The organism is Lacticaseibacillus saniviri JCM 17471 = DSM 24301 (genome assembly GCF_001311785.1).
GTDB classification, from domain to species: Bacteria; Bacillota; Bacilli; order Lactobacillales; family Lactobacillaceae; genus Lacticaseibacillus; species Lacticaseibacillus saniviri.
On sequence record NZ_BBBX01000013.1, the window covers coordinates 44,454 to 64,471 of the forward strand.

The 20,018-nt window shown below is 48.6% G+C and carries 22 protein-coding genes, 1 tRNA gene and 4 pseudogenes; 13 read left to right on the forward strand and 14 right to left on the reverse strand.

The window, feature by feature from the left end; genetic code table 11:
- Position 1: 1 nt before the first annotated feature.
- Both trmL and JCM17471_RS07705 read right to left on the reverse strand, forming a co-directional pair.
- Entirely contained in the window at positions 2-511 is a 510-nt protein-coding gene (trmL, locus tag JCM17471_RS07700) for a tRNA (uridine(34)/cytosine(34)/5-carboxymethylaminomethyluridine(34)-2'-O)-methyltransferase TrmL (RefSeq protein ID WP_054777423.1), read from the reverse strand.
- Positions 512-746: 235 nt separating this feature from the next.
- A pseudogene (locus JCM17471_RS07705) lies at positions 747-1,579 on the reverse strand (putative RNA methyltransferase).
- A gap of 77 nt (positions 1,580-1,656) precedes the next feature.
- On the opposite strand from JCM17471_RS07705, the gene JCM17471_RS07710 reads away from it, so the two are divergent.
- The 3 genes and pseudogenes from JCM17471_RS07710 to rpsN all read left to right on the forward strand — a co-directional run bounded on the left by JCM17471_RS07710 (position 1,657) and on the right by rpsN (position 4,187).
- On the forward strand, positions 1,657-2,604 hold the full coding sequence (locus JCM17471_RS07710) for a magnesium transporter CorA family protein (RefSeq protein ID WP_054777424.1): 948 nt from the start codon (positions 1,657-1,659) through the stop codon (positions 2,602-2,604).
- A 209-nt stretch (positions 2,605-2,813) separates the two neighbouring features.
- Positions 2,814-3,789, forward strand: a pseudogene (locus JCM17471_RS07715) (GMP reductase).
- Positions 3,790-3,917: 128 nt separating this feature from the next.
- Entirely contained in the window at positions 3,918-4,187 is a 270-nt protein-coding gene (gene rpsN, locus JCM17471_RS07720) for a 30S ribosomal protein S14 (protein WP_054777425.1), read from the forward strand.
- A gap of 317 nt (positions 4,188-4,504) precedes the next feature.
- Here rpsN and JCM17471_RS07725 read toward each other — a convergent pair whose 3' ends face one another.
- Positions 4,505-4,873, reverse strand: a complete 369-nt coding sequence (locus JCM17471_RS07725) for a PTS glucitol/sorbitol transporter subunit IIA (RefSeq protein WP_054777426.1) — start codon at positions 4,871-4,873, stop codon at positions 4,505-4,507.
- Between the two features lie 105 nt (positions 4,874-4,978).
- On the opposite strand from JCM17471_RS07725, the gene JCM17471_RS07730 reads away from it, so the two are divergent.
- The 3 genes and pseudogenes from JCM17471_RS07730 to JCM17471_RS07740 all read left to right on the forward strand — a co-directional run bounded on the left by JCM17471_RS07730 (position 4,979) and on the right by JCM17471_RS07740 (position 7,658).
- On the forward strand, positions 4,979-6,007 hold the full coding sequence (locus JCM17471_RS07730) for a lactonase family protein (RefSeq protein ID WP_054777427.1): 1,029 nt from the start codon (positions 4,979-4,981) through the stop codon (positions 6,005-6,007).
- A 174-nt stretch (positions 6,008-6,181) separates the two neighbouring features.
- A pseudogene (locus JCM17471_RS07735) lies at positions 6,182-7,002 on the forward strand (undecaprenyl-diphosphate phosphatase).
- Positions 7,003-7,016: 14 nt separating this feature from the next.
- Complete coding sequence (locus tag JCM17471_RS07740; protein WP_054777428.1) at positions 7,017-7,658, forward strand: copper homeostasis protein CutC; 642 nt, start codon at positions 7,017-7,019, stop codon at positions 7,656-7,658.
- A 64-nt stretch (positions 7,659-7,722) separates the two neighbouring features.
- Here the strand turns inward: JCM17471_RS07740 and JCM17471_RS07745 are convergent, their stop codons facing one another.
- Genes JCM17471_RS07745 through yjbM form a run of 3 tightly spaced genes read right to left on the reverse strand, consistent with a single transcriptional unit; the run spans position 7,723 to position 10,080 of the window.
- Positions 7,723-8,622: an RluA family pseudouridine synthase gene (locus JCM17471_RS07745; protein ID WP_054777429.1), complete on the reverse strand. Its 900-nt coding sequence runs from the start codon at positions 8,620-8,622 to the stop codon at positions 7,723-7,725.
- Positions 8,622-9,419: an NAD kinase gene (locus JCM17471_RS07750; protein ID WP_054777430.1), complete on the reverse strand. Its 798-nt coding sequence runs from the start codon at positions 9,417-9,419 to the stop codon at positions 8,622-8,624. The genes JCM17471_RS07745 and JCM17471_RS07750 overlap by 1 nt, the downstream gene beginning before the upstream one ends.
- On the reverse strand, positions 9,397-10,080 hold the full coding sequence (gene yjbM / locus JCM17471_RS07755; protein ID WP_054777431.1) for a GTP diphosphokinase: 684 nt from the start codon (positions 10,078-10,080) through the stop codon (positions 9,397-9,399). The genes JCM17471_RS07750 and yjbM overlap by 23 nt, the downstream gene beginning before the upstream one ends.
- 171 nt (positions 10,081-10,251) lie before the next feature.
- Between yjbM and JCM17471_RS07760 the strand changes: the two genes are divergently transcribed.
- The gene (locus JCM17471_RS07760) at positions 10,252-10,779 is read left to right on the forward strand and encodes a CYTH domain-containing protein (RefSeq protein WP_054777432.1); all 528 of its coding nucleotides are present in this window, start codon (positions 10,252-10,254) and stop codon (positions 10,777-10,779) included.
- A 216-nt stretch (positions 10,780-10,995) separates the two neighbouring features.
- Positions 10,996-11,496, forward strand: coding sequence for a DsbA family protein (locus tag JCM17471_RS07765; protein WP_500778360.1), 501 nt, complete (start codon positions 10,996-10,998; stop codon positions 11,494-11,496).
- 35 nt (positions 11,497-11,531) lie between these two features.
- Here the strand turns inward: JCM17471_RS07765 and JCM17471_RS07770 are convergent, their stop codons facing one another.
- The 4 genes from JCM17471_RS07770 to JCM17471_RS16540 form a co-directional block, all read right to left on the reverse strand.
- Positions 11,532-12,152: a hypothetical protein gene (locus JCM17471_RS07770; RefSeq protein WP_054777434.1), complete on the reverse strand. Its 621-nt coding sequence runs from the start codon at positions 12,150-12,152 to the stop codon at positions 11,532-11,534.
- Positions 12,149-12,619 (reverse strand): competence protein CoiA, encoded by a 471-nt coding sequence (locus JCM17471_RS07775; protein WP_054777435.1) that lies wholly within the window; start codon positions 12,617-12,619, stop codon positions 12,149-12,151. Before JCM17471_RS07775 ends, JCM17471_RS07770 begins: the two co-directional genes overlap by 4 nt.
- Positions 12,620-12,816: 197 nt before the next feature.
- The gene (locus JCM17471_RS16535; RefSeq protein ID WP_369395839.1) at positions 12,817-13,209 is read right to left on the reverse strand and encodes a nicotinamide mononucleotide transporter; all 393 of its coding nucleotides are present in this window, start codon (positions 13,207-13,209) and stop codon (positions 12,817-12,819) included.
- Positions 13,185-13,586, reverse strand: coding sequence for a nicotinamide mononucleotide transporter (locus JCM17471_RS16540; RefSeq protein WP_369395840.1), 402 nt, complete (start codon positions 13,584-13,586; stop codon positions 13,185-13,187). The genes JCM17471_RS16535 and JCM17471_RS16540 overlap by 25 nt, the downstream gene beginning before the upstream one ends.
- 311 nt (positions 13,587-13,897) lie before the next feature.
- Here JCM17471_RS16540 and JCM17471_RS07785 point away from each other — a divergent pair, with 311 nt between their 5' ends.
- The gene (locus JCM17471_RS07785) at positions 13,898-14,308 is read left to right on the forward strand and encodes a metallophosphoesterase family protein (protein ID WP_054777436.1); all 411 of its coding nucleotides are present in this window, start codon (positions 13,898-13,900) and stop codon (positions 14,306-14,308) included.
- Positions 14,309-14,478: 170 nt separating this feature from the next.
- Here JCM17471_RS07785 and JCM17471_RS15965 read toward each other — a convergent pair whose 3' ends face one another.
- Positions 14,479-14,724, reverse strand: a complete 246-nt coding sequence (locus JCM17471_RS15965; RefSeq protein ID WP_054777437.1) for a hypothetical protein — start codon at positions 14,722-14,724, stop codon at positions 14,479-14,481.
- 74 nt (positions 14,725-14,798) lie between these two features.
- On the opposite strand from JCM17471_RS15965, the gene JCM17471_RS15240 reads away from it, so the two are divergent.
- Positions 14,799-15,095 (forward strand): hypothetical protein, encoded by a 297-nt coding sequence (locus JCM17471_RS15240; RefSeq protein ID WP_054777438.1) that lies wholly within the window; start codon positions 14,799-14,801, stop codon positions 15,093-15,095.
- Here the strand turns inward: JCM17471_RS15240 and JCM17471_RS07800 are convergent.
- Complete coding sequence (locus JCM17471_RS07800; RefSeq protein ID WP_054777439.1) at positions 15,085-15,900, reverse strand: NAD(P)H-hydrate dehydratase; 816 nt, start codon at positions 15,898-15,900, stop codon at positions 15,085-15,087. The genes JCM17471_RS15240 and JCM17471_RS07800 overlap by 11 nt on opposite strands.
- 73 nt (positions 15,901-15,973) lie before the next feature.
- Between JCM17471_RS07800 and JCM17471_RS07805 the strand changes: the two genes are divergently transcribed.
- The 3 genes from JCM17471_RS07805 (at position 15,974) to JCM17471_RS07815 (ending at position 17,464) form a co-directional block, all read left to right on the forward strand.
- A tRNA-Leu gene (locus tag JCM17471_RS07805) sits at positions 15,974-16,057 on the forward strand.
- A 124-nt stretch (positions 16,058-16,181) separates the two neighbouring features.
- Positions 16,182-16,595, forward strand: coding sequence for a MarR family winged helix-turn-helix transcriptional regulator (locus JCM17471_RS07810; protein WP_054777440.1), 414 nt, complete (start codon positions 16,182-16,184; stop codon positions 16,593-16,595).
- A complete protein-coding gene (locus JCM17471_RS07815; protein WP_054777441.1) occupies positions 16,592-17,464 on the forward strand; it encodes an SDR family oxidoreductase in 873 nt (290 codons plus the stop codon). The genes JCM17471_RS07810 and JCM17471_RS07815 overlap by 4 nt, the downstream gene beginning before the upstream one ends.
- A 186-nt stretch (positions 17,465-17,650) precedes the next feature.
- Here JCM17471_RS07815 and JCM17471_RS07820 read toward each other — a convergent pair whose 3' ends face one another.
- The gene (locus JCM17471_RS07820) at positions 17,651-18,349 is read right to left on the reverse strand and encodes a pseudouridine synthase (protein ID WP_054777449.1); all 699 of its coding nucleotides are present in this window, start codon (positions 18,347-18,349) and stop codon (positions 17,651-17,653) included.
- A gap of 4 nt (positions 18,350-18,353) precedes the next feature.
- Positions 18,354-20,005: pseudogene (locus JCM17471_RS07825) on the reverse strand (putative polysaccharide biosynthesis protein).
- Between the last annotated feature and the right edge of the window lie 13 nt (positions 20,006-20,018).

Genomic DNA, 20,018 nt, shown 5'->3' on the forward strand with positions numbered 1-20,018 from the left:
CTCACTTTAATTTGTCATGTTCATAGGTATGATGGCGTTCCAAGCCAGCAAAATCTTGTTGTCGCAAAGCTTCATAGACGACCAAAGCAGCCGTATTTGAGAGATTGAGTGCGCGCACCTTGTCAGTCATTGGAATCCGCAGTGCTTTTTCTGGATTGGCCCGCATAAAGGGTTCTGGCAGGCCTGTGGTTTCCTTGCCGAATAAGAAGTAGTGATCGACGTCTGTTGCCGAAAGATCGCGGTCAGAATAGGTATCATCCGCAAACTTACTGATTAAGTAGAGATACTTTTGATCAGGCACGGTCGCCAGAAAATCATCGAGGCTGTCATGATAGACAACTTTGACAGCATCCCAGTAGTCGAGGCCGGCGCGCTTGAGGTGTTTGTCATCCACTTCAAACCCCAATGGCTTGATGAGGTGCAAATAGCTATCTGTCGCTGCCGCTGTCCGTGCGATGTTGCCGGTATTAGCGGGAATAAGTGGTTCAAATAAGACGATGTGATTAGTCATGAATTAGCCTCCAAATCAATATGAGTGTACAAAAAAAACGCATTGCTTCGGTGATATCACGGCGAAGCAATACGTTAGTTAAGATTCCTATCGCTAACTTTTATCACCGCAAGCAAATCTGATAAAAGTTAGAAATAAAAATTGCCTGCGAATAATATAACACCGGAAAACCCGAAAATCAAGCCTTTCTGTGAGAAGTTCACACAGTCTCTGGCAATGGATTGTGACAACCTGTTTACCCCAGTGAATCCACCGTGATAAGACTGACATCCACGGTGATTGCGGCCGGTGGATTGGCCAATAATTGCGTGCGGGCCTCAACGCTCGCCTGCCAGCTCAACGGTGTCATGGTGAGCACCGCCTCAAATACGCCGGCGTGAGCGCAAAGTCATACCGCACCCGCTGAATTTGGGCCTCCGGATAGCGCTGCTGCAGATGACTCATGACTTTGGCATTGCTATAGGTCGCCTTGTCACTGCCCGCATACAAGCCCTCGCGCAACTGCTTGAGGTAATCCGCGTTAGGAATCACCTTGAAGAGCCGGCCACCAGGTGCGACACGTTCAAACTCGGCATAAGCACCGGGTGAAAACAGATCGACAATAGTCGTAAAGCTCCCGGCCAGAAATGGCAAATGTGCCAGATCCGCCACACAGAAAAAGGCCGGACTGTTCAACGCCCCTGCCAAGTTGATCGCCGGTGCCGAGATGTCAAAGCCGATGGTGGTCGCACCACTTTCGGCCAATTTGACGGTTGGTGTTCCCTCCCCGCAACCGATATCCAGCACACGATCAGCCGCATTCAACTGAGGTTTGATTTCATCTAAGAACGGGTCAAACAACCCTGCATTCAACGCCGTGCGCCGCGCTGACAGCATGTTGGTACTGTATTCGGTTGCCACTGGGGCATTCAAAAAGTTCACTGTTCCCTTTTTAGCCAAATCGAATCGATGCTGATTGGCGCAGACCAGCGACAGCTCATCGCGAAGCAGTTCTGCCCCACATACCGGACACGCAAAGATGCCTGGATGGTCACTCACAAATTGTGCTTTTTCAAAAATTTTTCGCATCTTATCGCTCCAAGTCGTTTACAGCGAGCGGATTTGAAGTAGACTGGTAGTATTCCATATGAAAAAGGAGAACAACCATGCTCGCTGTTTATAAGTATGATGATACCGAGAAGCAATTGCGGAAACAAGCCCGAATTGAACCGGACGTGTGGATCAACGCAATTGACCCCACCCCAGATGAACTCGCCACGCTGCAAGCCAAGACCCATGTGCCTGAGGCTTTCCTGCTCTATGGCTTGGACGAAGATGAGAGTGCCCGGTTCGAATACGATGAAGATGCCGATGCGAGTCTCATTATTTTCGATAATCCGACCGTCACCCGTGACGATCACCGCAATTTTGCCTATGAAACCGACCCGCTTGCTATCATTCTGACCAAACGCGCCATTATTACCATCAACAAAACTGATGTCCCCTTGCTCACTCAATTCAGTGATAATCGTGTGTCACATTTCAATCCGCGGTTCCGGCAACGCGCTGCCTTGCAAATCATGTATCAAGTCACGGTGAGCTACCTGACTTACCTGCGTGAAATCAACAAGCATCGCATCCAGATTGAACGCCAATTGCAAAGAAATCTCAAAAACCAAGAACTGTTCGGCTTAATGGGGATTCAACGCAGTTTGGTGTACTTCATGATGAGCCTGCGGACCGATCGCAATGTGCTCGAAAACCTCAAGCGTGCCAATACCTTACACCTTGATGAGGATGATCTTGATTACCTCGATGACATCATGATTGAAAATCAACAAGGTATGGAAATGGCATCCATCAGTAATTCCATCATTAATGAGACCGCCGATACTTACTCCTCCGTCATTAACAATAATATGAACGGTGTCATGAAGATGCTGACCTCGTATTCAATTATTTTGACGGTACCCACACTGGTCTTCTCATTCTATGGGATGAACGTCAAACTCCCATTTGCCGGTGATACGTTCAGCTGGATTACCACTATCGGTATCTCGGCCCTCATTGCCATCGTGCTGGCGATTCAATTCTGGCACCGGAAACTCTTTTAAATCAGTTATCAATTCAGAGTCGCGAATAGAGCTTTCCAGCTCAAAAGCGGCTCTTTTTTTTGACCCTTTTCAAGCAAAACACGAACAATATAAAAAATTCAAAATAAAAGTTTGACATTATCGCTGATATTGCGTATATTGACTCTTGGTTCGAATGAATTATTGTTGATTTCAAATTAATGTTCGTCTTTTACGAGAGGATGGCCCACATGGAACTTTTTGATTACGAAGATATTCAGCTTATTCCTAACAAGTGTATTGTACGCAGCCGTAAAGAGGTCGATACCACGGTCACATTTGGTCCTCGGGACTTCAAATTACCCGTGGTTCCCGCTAACATGCAGACCATTATCGATGAACCACTCGCTGTTTGGTTGGCTGAGCACGATTATTTTACGTGATGCACCGATTCAATCCTGAACGGCGCCCAAGCATTTGTTGAAATGATGCAACAACGCAATCTGTTCGCGTCCATCTCTGTCGGGGTGAAGGATGAGGAATTCGACTTCATTGAAGCCCTCGCCGCAGCCAATCTGACGCCTGAATATATCACCATCGACATCGCCCATGGTCACGCTCAGATTGTGATTGATATGATTCACCACATCAAACATTATCTCCCTAACGCCTTTGTTATCGCTGGTAACGTCGGCACTCCCGAAGGCGTGCGGGAACTCGAAAACGCTGGTGCGGATGCCACCAAGGTTGGTATCGGCCCTGGTAAGGTCTGCATCACCAAGATTAAACCGGTTTTGGGACTGGTGGCTGGCAGCTGGCCGCCCTGCGCTGGTGTGCAAAAGCCGCTCGCAAGCCGATTATCACCGATGGCGGCATTCGCACCCACGGCGACATCGCCAAGTCGATTCGCTTTGGCGCCACCATGTGCATGATTGGTTCCCTCTTTGCTGGACACGAAGAAACCCCTGGGAAGAAAGTGGACGTCGATGGCGTTCGCTACCAAGAATATTTCGGCTCCGCTTCTGAATATCAAAAGGGCGCACATCGCAATGTCGAAGGCAAAAAATGTTGATGCCTGTTAAGGGTCACATCGAGGACACCCTTGTCGAAATGCAAGAAGATCTGCAGTCTGCCATCTCTTATGCGGGCGGCAAAGACCTGGGCGCATTGACCAAAGTGGACTATGTCATCGTTAAGAATTCGATTTTCAATGGCGATGCTATCTAGCACTTACAAAAATAAGTTTTATTGTATCCGTTTGTTTTGTGCTAATCTTATTGAGACTTTTATTGAGGTACGAATGGTTCGTTGAATACAGATTCTCATTAATTTTGGCACAAAAAGGAGCGAATACTTTGGCAAAGAAATCCAAGATCGAAAAAGCAAAGAAGATTCAAGCAACTGTTGATAAGTACGCTGATTTGCGGGCACAGTATAAGGCAGAAAAGAACTATGCTGCTTTACAAACACTACCTCGTAACGCATCCCCTGTTCGGGTGCACAATCGCGACGCAATCGATGGCCGCCCACACGCTTACATGCGCAAGTTCAAGATGTCACGGCTTAACTTCCGTGATCTCGCTCACAAGGGTCAAATTCCTGGTGTGCGTAAGGCTTCTTGGTAAGCAAAATATTACAAAAAGAGGTTGGGACACATGTCCCAACCTCTTTTTGTACTTTCCGAACAATATAGACTAATCGCGTGCCAAAAGGCTGAGAATTCCGGTTAACAAAGAAGTGTGCGAACTCGCGCTTAGCAACTGAGCAACAGCATAGGTTCGTTTAATTGGCGATTTGTGCCAATAACGAACTACGCTGGGCGCAAGTTGTTGCGAGTTCAAACACGTTAATGAATTGATTCAAATTCTAAATTCGGAATTTATCATCAATTCCTGTTAATCCTCATTCTCAAAAAACCTTTTCTCACAGCTTCTTCCTACGATCAATCGTAGTAAACGATGGTATCGCCCTCATGAATCTCAGGCATGACACTTGGCGTCAGATACAAAGCACTTTCCAACCGATCGACATCTGGTGCCGCTTGGAACAGCAATGCCACATGCCCGATTGTTGTAAAGTTTTGATCCGCGAGCTTGCCAACATGCGTGATCGTATAGGTCTGATCATTAATCGTGATCGTTTGATCTGCTTTAAATTTGAAGCCGCTCAGCTGATCGCGTTGTTCAAAACGTTGGATTACCGTCACTGTTTTGAGTGCATCCGTTGCGCTCTCATCAAACAAAATCAGCATTTTATCGTCTGGATTCAGTGCGTCTGGCCCAATTTCTGTAATCGTTGCGGTAAGATTCATTAGTCGTCCATCCTTTCGTTAATAACTTCATTCTAACACGAATTGGCGGCTTTCGAATCCGCTTTCTCGTGTTATACTGAATTTTGTGAAAGGGGTTTTCAACTCATGAAAGAAACAGTTCTCTTAGGCGGCTATACCCGTCGCGAAGGTAAAGGCATTTATCGCGCCACACTCGATACCGAGGCGGCAACGCTCAGCACACCCGAGGCATTTATCACCACGCTCGGCAGTCCTACCTACCTCGCCGTATCCAAGGCCAATGCGCTCTATGCGATTGATGGCGTCGATAAAACCGGTGGTCTGGCCAGCTTTGATTTGGCCACCACACCAGCTACATTGTTAAACACGGTGCTTGAACCCGGCAGTTCCCCCGCTCATGTCAGCATCGATGAAGCACGGCAACTCGTATTTGCCAGCAACTATCATGAAGGCCGCATCAATGTCTATCGCATCAACGCGGATAAGAGTCTCACGGCAGCGGACAGCGTGACTCACGATGGCAAGGGCCCACGTCCTGAACAAGAAGCGTCTCACGTCCACTTTGCTGACCTCACGCCGGATGGTCGCTTAGCCGTTGTTGACCTGGGTAACGACACCGTCACCGTCTATGATGTCAGTGACACCGGTAAGCTCACGCTCGTCAGCACACTGGTGGTACCAGAAGGCTATGGACCACGCCACTTGGCCTTTAATCACGGTCACAACATCGCCTACCTGTTAGGTGAATTGTCCAGCCAAGTCAGCGTTTTGACGTATGATCAGGCAACGGGTGCGTTCACCCTGGGCGAGACTCTGCCGACGATTCCTGCCGACTGGACCGCTCACAATGGCGCGGCTGCCATTCGCCTGACACAAGATAACAAGTTCCTCTATGTCAGCAATCGTGGTCACAACAGTATCACCGTCTATGCGGTAAGTGACGATGGCATGCATCTGACACAGATTCAACAGATCAGCACGGAAGGCGATTTTCCACGCGACTTCAATCTCGACCCGACAGAAGCTTTCGTCTTAGCGGTGAACCAAAACAGCGACAACGGCACACTCTATCGCCGCGACGCTCAAACTGGATTGTTGACAATGATTCAAAAGGATATCGTGACCCCAGAATCAACGGATGTCACCTTTCTTTAATCACTAACTACTGAGAAGAGAAGTCGCGCGCATCGCGGCTTCTTTTTTCATGCAATCAACATTGACTTCTACATTTTCTTCAAAGATTAGTCATTCTAGTGGCAGAATCGTGTTTTGACGGTATACTAATAACATTGATTAAATTTCAATGATTGACTTTAAGGAGGAGAAAGTGTGTTAGACATTATTAAGGCCATTGTGATCGGGATTGTTGAAGGGCTCACGGAATTCCTGCCCATCAGCTCGACCGGTCATATCGACTTGGTCAACAGCGTCATCAAGTTGGACCAGTCAAAAGAATTCGTTGCGATGTTTGAGTATGTGATTCAATTTGGGGCAATTCTCGCCGTGATCTTCTTGTACTTCAATCGGCTGAACCCACTGTCACCTAGCAAAACCAAACAGGAGCAACACGATATTTGGCAATTATGGTTCAAGGTGATTGTCGCCGTCATTCCATCCGTCGTCATCGGGTTACCACTGAACACTGGATGGATGAACACCTTCACACCCCATTGGTTGTCGCAACAACCTTAATTATCTATGGGATTCTGTTCATCGTGATTGAGAACTACTTCAAGAACCGCCCCGCCAAGTTCAGTAGCTTGAACGACCTCACCTACCAGATGGCATTGATGATTGGGATTTTCCAAGTGCTTTCCATTGTGCCTGGTACCAGTCGTTCCGGTGCCACCATTCTGGGGGCCATCATCTTGGGCACCTCACGCTATGTGGCAACTGAATTCTCATTCTTCATGGCGATTCCGACCATGGTTGGGGTATCGATTTTGAAAATCGGAAAGTTCCTGCTCCAGGGTGGCACATTTGGAGGCGAACAATGGGCCATCCTGTTAACCGGGTCCGTTGTCTCCTTCATCGTTGCCTGGATTTCAATCAAGTGGCTGCTGAAATTCGTTCAAACGCATGATTTCAAGCCATTTGGTTGGTACCGGATTATTCTCGGGATTATCGTGATTGCTGTTATGATCTTCTAGAAAGGAGTCTTTTCATGTTAAAAGAAATTGCTGTTGAAAACTTCACCCTCATTCCTCAAGCTGTTGCGGCAGGTGTCAATCGCATTGAACTGAATGACAACTTAGCTGTTGGGGGCACAACCGTCTCAAAGGGTGTACTTGCTGAAGCGACCCGTTACGCCCATGAACACCAAATCAGTGTTGTGGCCATGATTCGTCCTCGCGGCGGTGATTTTGTCTACAATGACTTGGAGCTCAAAATGATGGAAGCTGATCTCTTTGAAGCACAGGCACAAGGCGTTGATGCGGTTGCCTTTGGTGCTTTGACGGCAGACGGCCAAATCGACGAAGAAGCAATGGAAAATCTGATTGCGGCGAGTGCCGGTATGGATGTTGTCTTCCACATGGCGTTTGATGCCATTCCTGAAGCGGATCAAGGCGCTGCCTTAACCTGGTTGGCAGACCACGATGTCGAACGTGTCTTGACGCACGGTGGCTCACTCGACACACCGATTACAGCAACCTTGCCACATCTCAAAGAGATTATTGCTGCTGCCCCTGCTTCACTCACCATTTTGCCTGGTGGCGGCATCACCTATGAGAACGCGGATGCGATTGCCAATGAACTCGGCGTGCCAGCACTCCACGGCACCAAGATTGTGGACCTCAAAAACTAAAAAGTAACAAAAGAAGAAGCGTCCGCGACACCCGAAGTGGCATGTCATGGACGCTTCTTTTTGTTTAATGTGATTCCACTAGGCCGACCCGCGTGAGGCCCGCCTGCATATCTGCTGGCAGTGGTGCCGTGAGATCAATGGTGCGATTCAGATACGGATGATAGAAATTGAGATGCGCGCAGTGCAGCGCTTGGCGCGCCATCAGCATCTCACCACCGTAGAGGTCATCGCCAATCAGCGGATGGCCAATGGCGGAAAAATGCACCCGAATCTGGTGCGTTCTCCCGGTGTGCAGCGTTACCTCCGCCAAGGCGTAAGCTGAATTTTGTTGCAACAAGCGATACTCGGTGGTCGATTGTTTGCCCGTGGGCACGACCGCCCGCTTCATATAGAATTCCTGACTGCGACCAATGCGCAGTATCAACCAGCCGTGTGACGGCAGTGGCTGGTGCAATGGAATCAGGGCCTGGTAATTCTTGATGAAGCGACTGCTGTGCAACTGGCGATCCACCAGACTGTGGGCAAAACCGTGCTTGGCAAACAGCATCAAGCCACTGGTATCGCGATCAAGCCGCGTCACCACGTGAATCGCCGTGCTCTCGGCGTGACTGCTGATCAAGTATGCTTTAACACGATTAGCCATGCTGTCATCGCCCTTAGCAGCGTCTGGAATTGATGCGACACCGGCGGGTTTATTGACCACCAAATAATGCGCATCTTCATAAATAATATCGATGGGTGCCGCAAATGGCTTCACAGTGTCCACTGGAATTTCCGGTGCCAACTGTAACAAGATACGGTCCTTCGCATGCAGCAAGTAGTCCGTGTTGCGTTGCCGATGATTCACATACACCGCGCCACCGTGAAACTTGAGTTTAATCAATTGTGATTGCGAAAACCCCTGTTGCCGCAAAAAGTTTTGCAGCTTCAAGGGGTTTCCGGTATAGGTCCATTTAAAATACATTACTTTTTAACACCGATGAAGGCATCCTCCACGCGATCCCAGAAATGCATGTGACGATAGCGCGCAAAGTGAATCCGTTCTGAGGCAATGCGGAATTTCATCTCAACAATCGGTGGTGTTGTGGTTGAGAACTGGTCCACTGTCATCACAAAATCTTGACCGCTCGCTGGTCGGAAGGTCACCCATTCATCGGGTGCGATAATGACCGGTGCAGAGAGCGTCCGGAACACACGATTATTGATCGATGCGATTTCAGTGACTTGCAGTGCATCGAGTCGTGGATGCATCACTGCCCCACCGATTGACTTGCTATAAGCCGTTGACCCGGTTGGCGTTGAGACACACAGTCCATCACCACGGAAACTTTCAAAGAAGTTTTGTTTGATATACACATCCGTTCGCATGGTGCCATTCATCCGCTTCAATGTCGCTTCGTTGAGCGCGAGGAAATGTGCCGTCGTCGAGTCGTCATAAGTCAGGCTGACATCGAGTAAGGGATAACTCACACTTTGACCCGAATCTTGCTTCAATGCATCGACTAAGTCATCGAGTTCAAAGTCGCGCCAATCGGTGTAAAACCCTAAGTGACCCGTATGGACACCGATAAACCGCACATGACTCAAACTGTCCGCATAGCGATGAAACGCAGATAGCAGCGTCCCATCCCCACCGACTGTGACGACCACATCGGGATGCTTATCATCGAGCACGAATCCCGCTTGTTCCAGCTTCTTGGTCAAAACACCAGCTGTTGTAATTGATTTTTCACCTGAATTATTGAATACCGTTATCCGCATGATTACCATCCTTATCATCGGTTGTCATCGGAGGCAAATTTTGCCCCTTGCCATAGGAAAAGAGTTGTTGTGCTTCTTGGATTTCTTCGCGAATCTCTGACATTTCCGTATCTAACATGAATGAGGCTTCCGCAGCCCGCTTCAATCGTGCTTTCAATTCGTCAGGAAATTCACCTTGATATTTGTAGTTTAATGAATGTTCAATTGTGGCCCAGAAATTCATCGACATGGTGCGAATTTGGATTTCTGCCAGCAATTTCTTTTCACCGTGTACCAGTTGAACCGGATATTCGATCACAACATGATACGAGCGATAGCCGGAAGGTTTGACGTTGGTCACGTAATCACGTTCCTCAATCACCTTCATGTCGGTGCGTTGATGCAAGAGTTCAACCACCTGATAGATGTCTTCCACAAACTGGCATTGAATGCGGAGACCGGCAATATCTTGCATGTCTTGTTCCAATAGTTCGTCTGTGATGTAGCGCCGCGACTGCTTCTCGATAATTGAATCGATTGGCTTGACCCGCCCCGTCACAAACTCGATTGGGGTGTGTTCGTTGGCTTGCTGGAATTGCTTGCGCATGCCACGAAACTTGATCTTCAGCTCGTCAACCGCTTGTGTGTAAGGCATTAAGAATGTATCCCAATTTCTTTCCATGATGCGACCTACTTTCCACCAAAATATTAGCCAGATATATTCTACCATAGTTCAATCTTTTCGCTTAATATCTTATTGGTGTGTTAGACTGTTCGCGGAGGCGATGACCATGACAATTACACCGGAAACCGAACTCAAACGATCACTGACAAAGCCCCAATTCAAGCGATTTTGGCGGCTTATCCATTCGCACCACAATTCAAACAAACCAACACTTATTTTGACACCCCACATCAGGAGTTGCGACAACATGAGATGGGATTGCGTATTCGCCAATTCGACACCTATGCCGAACAAACACTAAAGACGCCAAATCCCGATCACCAAGGACTGATTGAAAACACCGACCCCCTGACAACAGCCGCGGCTGAAGCGGCTCTACAAGCTGGCCATATCGTCAGTGGTGGCATCGTTAGTGAAGTGCTAACCAAATTTGGTATAGAAGATAAAACACTTGTACCATTTGCGAAAGCAACGACCTATCGGCAGCTCGCAACATTACCAACCGGTGTTATCACGCTCGATGAAACGCACTACCCGGACAGTTTCATCGACTATGATTTGGAAATTGAATATGAAAATTTACATTCCGCAACTGAGCTCATGGCCCAATTAACTGACCAATTTCAGCTTTCCACAGCACCGCTCGCAAATAAGGTCGCTCGAGCTGCTAAACACGTGATAAAATCACAAGCATAATTGATTGCTAAATGTTCGAAATCTGTTACAGTAATGTTCGGAACTAATTTACTAGTCTTAATCGTCGTATTGGAGGAAACATTGTGTTAGAAATCTTTGTTTTGTCAATCCAATTGGGAACATCTGTCTCGAGGTCGAAAAAAACCTCCTTGCTTTAGCTGGTGAGCAATCTCGGCCTGTACAGATTAAGTTTGTACCGACGTAAATTTCACAATCATTACTGATTATATGAAAGCTCACGCGATGGACCCAAAGGATCTAGAACTGCGTAATCACTTATTCAATCTCGCTTATAATATCATCTTAGACTACAAGGCCGCCCAATTTCAGGGGAACTTGAAGGCCCGCAAACTTCTGATGGCGCTCCAACGCGCGTTTAATGAAGACCAGCGTTACGATCGGGCTATGGTGGCTGAACTACTGGCCACCTACCACATCGATCAAGAGATGTTCGATGAAGATCGGACAGACGCCGCACTGCGAGACGCCTTTAGCCACGATCAACAATTGGCTTCTGAGATGCATATTACCAACACACCGTCAGCCGTATTTATGGATACCGATCAGCCTGAAACGGACGCTGCGATTTTATTGGAGAATGTCACGGACCATCATGTCTTTGCTAACATTTGCCATGAGCTTGTCACCCGTCCTGCCGCGTTTTACGGCTCGGCTGAACTAGGCAGCCTAAACGGCACCGATTTACACGTGCTCTAAAAAAGACAGACTCTCGGGTCTGTCTTTTTTGTTGCTCAAATATTAGGTTGCGCTGGTGATACCCGCTGTTCGAGCACGCGTTGCATCGCCAGAAAATCATCGAACTGCTGCAACTTGCGTTCCGAATCAGGATACCATTGTGGTGTTTGCAGCCAGTGCCACCCCTGCTCATCTTCTTCAAGCAAATGTAGTCGCGTCAAAACTGTCAGCCAGCGTTTCATCACGGGCGGTTCACTGGGCCACGCTAGTAATGGTGTCTTCGAGTTACCCAATGCGCGCTGCCAGAATGTATGATTGGCTTCTCTCGTCACCGGCGAATGCTGAAACCTGAGCAACCACCACGTGCGTAATTGCCACTCAGGCACAACCAGTCCCGGTAACCCGGTGAGTTGCAATTGAACAACCCATGGCACACCCGCTAAGTTTATCCCTTTGCGATAACTCGCCTCTTGCAGTGCACGCAATTGTGGTTGCCGATAATAAAGCTGACGCGCCAATTGTAGTTGTGCCTGTTTTGGCGAATGCGCTGAAGGCCGCAAGTATTGGCGGTAGTGGTGACCATACTGCGTGATTAACCAGCCACTGGGTTGCCACTGCCATCGATCCAGCCGCTGTCGAGTCATGTCTAGAAACCAGAGTGTCAGCTCTTGCGTCAAGAATTTTGTTGCTTAGCCTGATAGCGCGGCGCAAAATACCGGGAACCCAATATCCAAATCACCGGCAATCCCAACTGCGTGTAGCCATCTGTCCGTGCCTTCAGTTGTGGCACTGAGATCGGACTGCACTGAAACTCAATGACCAACTTGTGGCCGGATTTCTGGATGATCAGATCGGCACGTTGTTTGATTGTCGGCAGGTATACTTCAAGTTCGACTGACCATCCCAGGTAAGTGTAAAAGTCATAGAGCCACTGCTTACCTGTCAAATGTTGATGGCTTTCCGGTTCGCTCGCTGAACAGGTACCGGCAATATGGGCAAAGTGCGCCGGGTTTTGTTTGCCATTGCGCACCCGCACCGGTTGCTCACACGCAGGGCAAAAGAAGCGTTCCTGACTGAGGGTCGCCGCTTGTTCATGCGTCTGTAGCCAGACCCGTTCATGCGCTTGATTCAATGCAATAAACATCGTGTGCCACCTCCTAGGGATTACATTCGCGAATCACCCGGGAAATGTCACGTCTCACCGCAATCAAAAGCGCCTGTGACATAACCCCTTCTGGGATGCCACAGGCGCTTGCTTGTATGAACAATCTTGACTACTTATGTGCCAAAAGGCTGAGAGTACCGTCTAACTGAGCCCTTTTGTCACAACTTTAATGACGCTTATTTTTGTTGGTGATTAGCCAGATAGTTATCCTTGTGGAACCAGGCCACACCACGATCAAATACGGAAACGCCATCGTTGGCAAAATACAGCAGGTAAGTGAAGAACAAGGTCAGATTCGCATCGCCTTGCGCCGCAGTCACACCCCAGAGGACCATCGACATCACGCTTTGAACAATCCAGAAATAATACTGATCGGAGAAACGCAAGGTGGCCAACAATGAGCCGGTAATACCAATGGTCCCAGCGAGTGCATCAATCACTGGCCGTGGACTGATAAACAGATGGGTATCCATGAGATATAACAGACCAAAGATGATGACGAAGAAGACTGCTGTGAAGCCCCAGCCCCGTACGCCTTGATCCTTCAGATGGCGGACGCGTTGGCCCACGTTTTGGCCCAACTCGGCATGACCAACACTGGAATATCGAGTAACACAATGTAGCTCAACTGAAGCACGACGTCAGCGAAATTTTTCGACTTGGTGGCAACAATAATATAAATAATGGCACTAATTAAGCCAAAAACACCGTTGAGTGGTCGCACGTTCGTAATGGAAATCGTGGTGGTGAACCCTAAAATCCCCGCAAGCATGGGCAGAATTGTCCACAGGTGAATCGGGCCCACAATGGTTGTCCCAATAATCATCCCAATCCCAAACATCAATAAGAGATAACTCGAAAAGGTCCATCCTTTCATCTGTTCCACATACCAACGTGGATTGAATACACTTGAAATTGCCTTTTCGTCTGAATGTTGCATCGTCATCGCCAACCTTTTTCCTTTTTCGAAACAATAGTAGCAATTATAGCACGCAAAAAAGCGATTCAATACTTGACAATCAACGCAAAAACACCATATGTGGTGTGTCTTAGTAGCATACAACCACATCTTGTATTCGGATACAGTGGGCCTGTCTAGGCTTTTGCGGTAGAATGAATACGGAGGTTTTATCATGAAAAAATAATTATCGCGATTACGGTTTATTAGCCGCGGGTATCGGTGGCGGACTCTGGTGGCATGCCCAACAAGCGACACCAACGCGCGCCATTACAAACAGTGCCACACCAACACTATGGGTGCTATCCGATCCACACTTCATCTCACCTACCATCCACGATCAGGGCAGTGCGTTCAAGTTCATCAAGCGCACAGCAGTAGGTAAGGATCTGGACTATCAGACTCAAACCATTACTGCCCTTGTTGCCAAGGCAAAGAAGGCCCATCCCGATGCGCTAATCATCACAGGTGACATCACCTTGAATGGTGAAAAGAAGAGTGCTGAAGATCTCAGTCAGCGGTTGGCACCACTCACCAAGGCTGGTATTAAGCTCTTAATCATGCCTGGTAATCAGATATTTACGATGGTTGGGCCCGTTCTTTTAAGGGTGCCGATCAGTTACGCACAGATCAGATCAGTCCCAATGATTGGCAAACAATCTGGCACAGCAGTTATGCACAGGCCGCCAGCACCGACGCCAGTTCACTGAGCTATCGGGTCAACTTGAATCACGACTATCAACTGATCTGTCTCGACAGCAATATCTATGGTGTCCAGCAGTCCAGCACCCAACCCAACACGGGCGGTGAGCTCAAGCCAGCCACGATGAAGTGGTTAAAACAACAATTGATTGCGGGTCAAAAAAGCAACCGCCGTTCGTTAGTCTTTATGCATCACAACCTCTATCGGCACAATCAACAGGTCTATCAAGGGTTTGTCCTGAACAATGCGCCACAACTGCGCACGCTGCTCGATGATTACAACGTCCCCGTCCTCTTTTCCGGCCATATTCACGCCCAGGACATCAGTGCCGATCCACAAAAGAAACATCACGTGATTGAAGTTGTCAGTGGCAGTTTTGCCACCAGTCCTAACGCTTATGGCGTGGTCAAGCTCAGTAAGCATCACTTCAACTACCGTGAACAGCGACTCAGCTTGACGGCAACGCTGACCAAAAAGAGCGCCAAAATCCTGATCTGTTGCACCATCAAGCCTACCTCAAGCAACTCTTCATCGAGAGTGGTGAAGGTCTTGCCTATCGCGAGTTGCCAGAAGGCCTCTCCCAAGCTAAGGCTGATCAAGCGGCACAATTATTGGGGAATCTCAACTGGCGCTATTTCACCGGCCAAAATCGCCCGAGCCAAACCGAACTCGCTGCCATCAAAAAAGCAGCGGGTTATCAGACACTCGCTGCCGTTCCTGAAATTAAAGCCTATCTTGAGACAATCCTCGTCGATCACAATCTGCCCAATGACCATCTCGATCTCACTTATTAGCGTGTATTGCCATATATTGTGGTAATTGCGCGATGATGGCCGTTGGCAAGGTGACAAATTGCGTCTTGGCCAACTGATCCGAGATATCGCTATGCGCGTACACAGCGGCCAAGGTACTGGTCACGTGAGCCCCAAATTGCGCATTGAACGCACCAATGATGCCGGCCAAGGTATCGCCGGAGCCGCCTGTGGCTAAGGCAGCGGAGCCCACCGGATTTTGATAGCTATCCGTACCAGCAAAAATCGTGGTGCGATGACTCTTTGCCACCACGATGCCCGGTAATTTGGCTGCCGCTATCGCACTGGTCTCAGGTGTCTGGTCGGCAATAGCGATGCCAGACAATCGTTGCCATTCCATCTGATGTGGCGTCCAGATAATATGTGCTTGCGGCAATGCCGGTTGATTGGCCGCATAAAGCGTGATCGCTGAGCCATCGATGACCAACGTCTGTTGCGCGGTAACGGCGCTCAAAACGCGTTCTAGGGTCACCTCGTCGTCACCCAATCCCGGCCCAATCACAACAACTGTCGCTTGATGAACCGCATCGATGAGATCTGAACGCTGACTATCAATCACCATAGCTTCAGGTAATCGGGCATGCAGTGGTGCATGATTGTGGCTGTCTGTGGCGACTGTGACCAACCCAGCACCGGCGTACACTGCCGCACTCGCCGCGATAATCGCTGCACCGCCGAAGTGCGCATTGCCACCCACTATTAACACGCGGCCAAAATCACCTTTGTGCGTGGCCTGCTGGCGTGGCTGAATCACCTGATCAACAATCGCTTCCGAAAGAATTTGCATAGTTTCACCTCAAAATTATTTGTAAACCTGCTTGCGTCTCGCGCCTGTTCTTGCTATAATCATTCTTGTTGTTGCCGCAATGGCGGAATTGGCAGACGCGCAGTGTTCAGGTCGCTGTATGGTTATCCATGTGCAGGTTCGACTCCTGTTTGCGGCATTAATTGTATCACACCGATAAGCTCCGAATCGTTGAATTAACGATTCGGAGCTTTTTTATTGGCGCGCAACTTGACTTTGCTCATTATTTTAGTTAGTGTACTAACTAAATAGGAGGGAGCATATTGAACACCGGTTACTTACTGATGAATATCTCAAAGCAAATGAAGTACCAACTCAATCAAGCCCTGCTGCAACAAGGCCTCACCGTGCAGCAATGGGCCGTGATTCAGCAACTCGCTCAACAAATTCCTTTAACCGCTGTCACCTTGTCCGCCCGATTGGATATGGATAAGCCCACTCTTTCAGGCATCATCAGGCGCCTGCTCGACAAGCAACTGATTGAAAAAACCAGCAATCCTGATGATAAGCGCTCGCAACTGTTATCGTTAACCGACGCGGGCATGACGGCAGCTGCCGCGGGCAAACAGACCAGTGATGACCTGCTTGACCATGTGCTGGGTGATCTCTCACCTGCTGAACAAACCACTCTGAATCACCTGCTCACCAAAATTAATGCTTCTAAGGAGACCCTATGACACATATTCTCATTATCGGTGGTACGGGTAATATCGGCTCACCACTGGTCCAAAACCTTGCCAACAATCCCGATGTTTCGCTGACAGTTGGTGTGCATCAACTCAGCAAGGCCCAAAGCCATTTTGCCAATTGGCCCAATCTCAATCTCGTTCACTTTGACTTCTTGGACCCGAAGACTTTTCCTGATGCCTTTTCCGGTGTGGAAAAGATTTTCTTTATTCGTCCGCCGCAACTTGCCAAGCCCAAACAAGATATGGCGCCATTCATCGATTATGCTCAACAACAGCACATCAAGCAGATTGTTTTTGTGTCATTGCTGGGTGTTGAAAAGAACCCGATGACGCCACACCATCAGATCGAAAACATGATTCAACAGCACGACATCCCCTACACGTTTATTCGACCAAGTTTCTTTATGCAGAACTTGAGCTCAACCCATCAGTACGATATCCAGGTCAACCACGACCTCTTTATTCCGGCGGGTCACGCCAAAACAAGTTTCATCGACACCCGCGATATCGCTGATGTCGCAGCGGTTTGTTTGACCGACGCGCAATATGTGAATCAGAAGTTGGATATCACCGGCCCTGCCGCATTGACTTACGACGAGATTGCCACCATCATGACTCAGATTTTGAACACACCGATCACTTACAGTCGCCCCAGTCTTTTGAAATTTCGCCACGTTATGCGCAAACGCGGCCTGCCAAAGGATTTCGTTAACGTGATGGTCATGCTCTATCTGATCACGCAATTGGGCAATGCCAAGACTGTCAATGACACGGTCCAACGCGTGCTCAACCGGGAACCACGTGATATCCAAACCTTCATCAGTGACTATCGCGATGATTTTCTCAGCCCGCAGTAATCGCTGTTAATACTATGCATGAAAATAAGGGATTGTGACAAAACTTTGTTTTGTCACAATCCCTCTTTCAATTTCTGAACAATATAGATTAATCGTGTTCCAAAAGGTTGAGAATTCCGGTTCACAAAGAAGTGTGCAAACTCGCGTTTAGCAACTGAGCACCTTTTGTCACAACCTCTTACTAGCTTATTTTGCTGTTAGTTGCGCAAGTTCATCATCTGTCACGGCGCGATATTGACCCGGCGCCAGATCTTCTGGCAGTGCCAGGCCACCCATGGCGATGCGTTCCAGCTGCATCACCTCGTTATCAACGGCCAGTAACATCCGCTTCACTTGGTGGAATTTACCTTCATGAATCGTTAACGCAATCTGCATGGCATCAGGGGTCAACCGCTCAACCTGAGCGGGCTGACTGGTGAAATCCTTGAAGGAAATTCCGTGTTCGAGCACTTCCTGCGCCGTATCCGTCAATGGTTCCCGCAGCTGCACCCGATAGGTCTTGGGCACATGCTTCTTAGGATCTAATAAACGATGGGCGAGTTGACCATCCGTCGTCAGAAACAACAGTCCCGTTGTATCTTTGTCCAATCGCCCAACAGGACTCAAATTTGGGCGTCTATCGGCCGTTGCAATCAGATCGAGGACGGTTGCTTGATGCGCGTCTTCAGTAGCTGTAATCACATTTTGTGGCTTATTCAGCAAATAGGTCACATCCAACGCCCCAGCCACAACTTCCCCGTCAACAGCGATTGTCGCCGTCTTGACGTCAAAACCGGGATCAGTTTGAATCACCCCATCGACTGCCACATGCTTATGCTTAATCAATTCACGCACTTCTTTTCTGGAGCCATATTGAAGATGGCTCAACTGTTTGTCCAATCTCATCACATCACCGAATGTGTAACCGGCGACGAATCCCACTGACCCGAGCGCCGACCACATACTCCGCTAATCGCGTCTTGAGGACCAAGTAGCCGTAGATGGCCACACCGACAACCAACGCCACGATTAGCATCACAACAGACCACTGCCGGCTCGCTGGATTGACCACCTGGTTGAAACCGAAGATGATCACGCGGACGGCAAAGTACATCAGTAAGGAAAATGCCGTGATTCCCGTCACCCGCCGTACCGTTTGCCGTGCATGGAAATGATACTGTTCGTGCATGGAGTGCAGCATCAGGTAGGACGACACCGCCATCCCGATCATGGTCGCCATCAGCGGGCCATAAACATTGAAGAAGAAAATCAATGGCCACTGCAACACAATTTTGGTGGCGAACCCGATCAACATCTCAATGATGGCCAAGCGATTATTGAATAATCCCTGCAGAATCGCCGCCAAAACGGTGAATAAGCCCAGGAGAATCGCCAAGAAGGATGAGAAATGCAGCATCGCAATCCCTAAGTCATTGTAGCCATAGAAGATGACATACAGAGGTTGAGAAATGGCAGCCATCCCAAATGCCGATGGAATCATGATGATGAAGAACAACTGCAAATTATTAGTGATTTGGTTTGCGAGTTCGCGAACATCGCCACGTGTTTTGGCTGCCGCTAACAGTGGCACCGCCGTAATCGCCATGGCCACCGCCAAGCTGACCACAATCATGATCAACTTATTGGCATTCCCCGCGAACAACGCATAGATTTGATCCAATTGATCCTTATTCGTGTTGAACAACCGCATCATCATCGGTTCAAAACTGTACTGGTCAATGATGTAATACAGGTTAATCGATGAGTCCATGATAATGAACGGAATCGCCTGTTGCGCAACCTCTAACAGAATCTGATTGACGGAAATATTGAGGTTGTCTTCCCCTTCTGCCGCCAATCGATGCAGGCGTGGTCGCTGTTTGACGAAGTAGAGAATCAACGTCCCAAGTCCAAAAATTGCCCCGATAAAGGCCGCAAAGGTTGATTGTGAGACCGCGTGAACCAAGTCATGATTGCCCAGTTGCATGATCGCATAGACCGTCACCAACATATAGATGACGCGGGCGACCTGCTCGATGAACTGACTGATTGCACTCGGTGCCATTTCGTTGTAGCCCTGGAAGAAACCACGAATCAGACTCAGCACCGGAATAATCAGCAATGGCCAAGCTAGCGATTGAAAGACCGGAATCATCCGCGTGTCACCCGCACTGAGCACCGGTGCCAACAGCCACATTGCCCCAAACGAAATCACACCCATCACGCTCATGGCCAAGACCCCATGATAGAAGAGTCGCAATCCCGTTTTATACTCATTCATGGCGTTATACCGTGCAACCTGCTTAGAAACCGCGCCAGGAACACCCGCCGTCGAAATAATCAGAAAAATCGCATAGATCTGATACCCTTTGTGAACAGCGCATTAGCCGTTAACGCTGCTGACTGACTCCCCATCCAGATCATCCAAGGAATCACATAGATCGCACCCAGGACACGTGAGAAGACACTCCCCGCCGTCATCCAGATTGAGCCCCGAATCATCTGCTCTTTGGCTGACCGGACGGGTTTTTCCTGTACTTGATCCGCTTGTTCTTTTGCCATGAAAGTCCTTCAC

What these genes read in the sequence shown, in the direction of transcription:
- JCM17471_RS07740 (WP_054777428.1), top strand. Translation starts at nt 7,017, where the DNA reads ATGTTAAAAGAAATTGCTGTTGAAAACTTCACCCTCATTCCTCAAGCT.
- JCM17471_RS07815 (WP_054777441.1), top strand. Translation starts at nt 16,592, where the DNA reads ATGACACATATTCTCATTATCGGTGGTACGGGTAATATCGGCTCACCA.
- trmL (WP_054777423.1), bottom strand. Translation starts at nt 511, where the DNA reads ATGACTAATCACATCGTCTTATTTGAACCACTTATTCCCGCTAATACC.
- JCM17471_RS16540 (WP_369395840.1), bottom strand. Translation starts at nt 13,586, where the DNA reads ATGACGATGCAACATTCAGACGAAAAGGCAATTTCAAGTGTATTCAAT.
- JCM17471_RS07725 (WP_054777426.1), bottom strand. Translation starts at nt 4,873, where the DNA reads ATGAATCTTACCGCAACGATTACAGAAATTGGGCCAGACGCACTGAAT.
- JCM17471_RS07745 (WP_054777429.1), bottom strand. Translation starts at nt 8,622, where the DNA reads ATGTATTTTAAATGGACCTATACCGGAAACCCCTTGAAGCTGCAAAAC.
- JCM17471_RS07800 (WP_054777439.1), bottom strand. Translation starts at nt 15,900, where the DNA reads ATGCAAATTCTTTCGGAAGCGATTGTTGATCAGGTGATTCAGCCACGC.
- yjbM (WP_054777431.1), bottom strand. Translation starts at nt 10,080, where the DNA reads ATGGAAAGAAATTGGGATACATTCTTAATGCCTTACACACAAGCGGTT.
- JCM17471_RS07775 (WP_054777435.1), bottom strand. Translation starts at nt 12,619, where the DNA reads ATGTTTATTGCATTGAATCAAGCGCATGAACGGGTCTGGCTACAGACG.
- JCM17471_RS07730 (WP_054777427.1), top strand. Translation starts at nt 4,979, where the DNA reads ATGAAAGAAACAGTTCTCTTAGGCGGCTATACCCGTCGCGAAGGTAAA.
- JCM17471_RS07750 (WP_054777430.1), bottom strand. Translation starts at nt 9,419, where the DNA reads ATGCGGATAACGGTATTCAATAATTCAGGTGAAAAATCAATTACAACA.
- JCM17471_RS15965 (WP_054777437.1), bottom strand. Translation starts at nt 14,724, where the DNA reads ATGCTTACTGAGCTTGACCACGCCATAAGCGTTAGGACTGGTGGCAAA.
- JCM17471_RS07710 (WP_054777424.1), top strand. Translation starts at nt 1,657, where the DNA reads ATGCTCGCTGTTTATAAGTATGATGATACCGAGAAGCAATTGCGGAAA.
- JCM17471_RS07820 (WP_054777449.1), bottom strand. Translation starts at nt 18,349, where the DNA reads ATGAGATTGGACAAACAGTTGAGCCATCTTCAATATGGCTCCAGAAAA.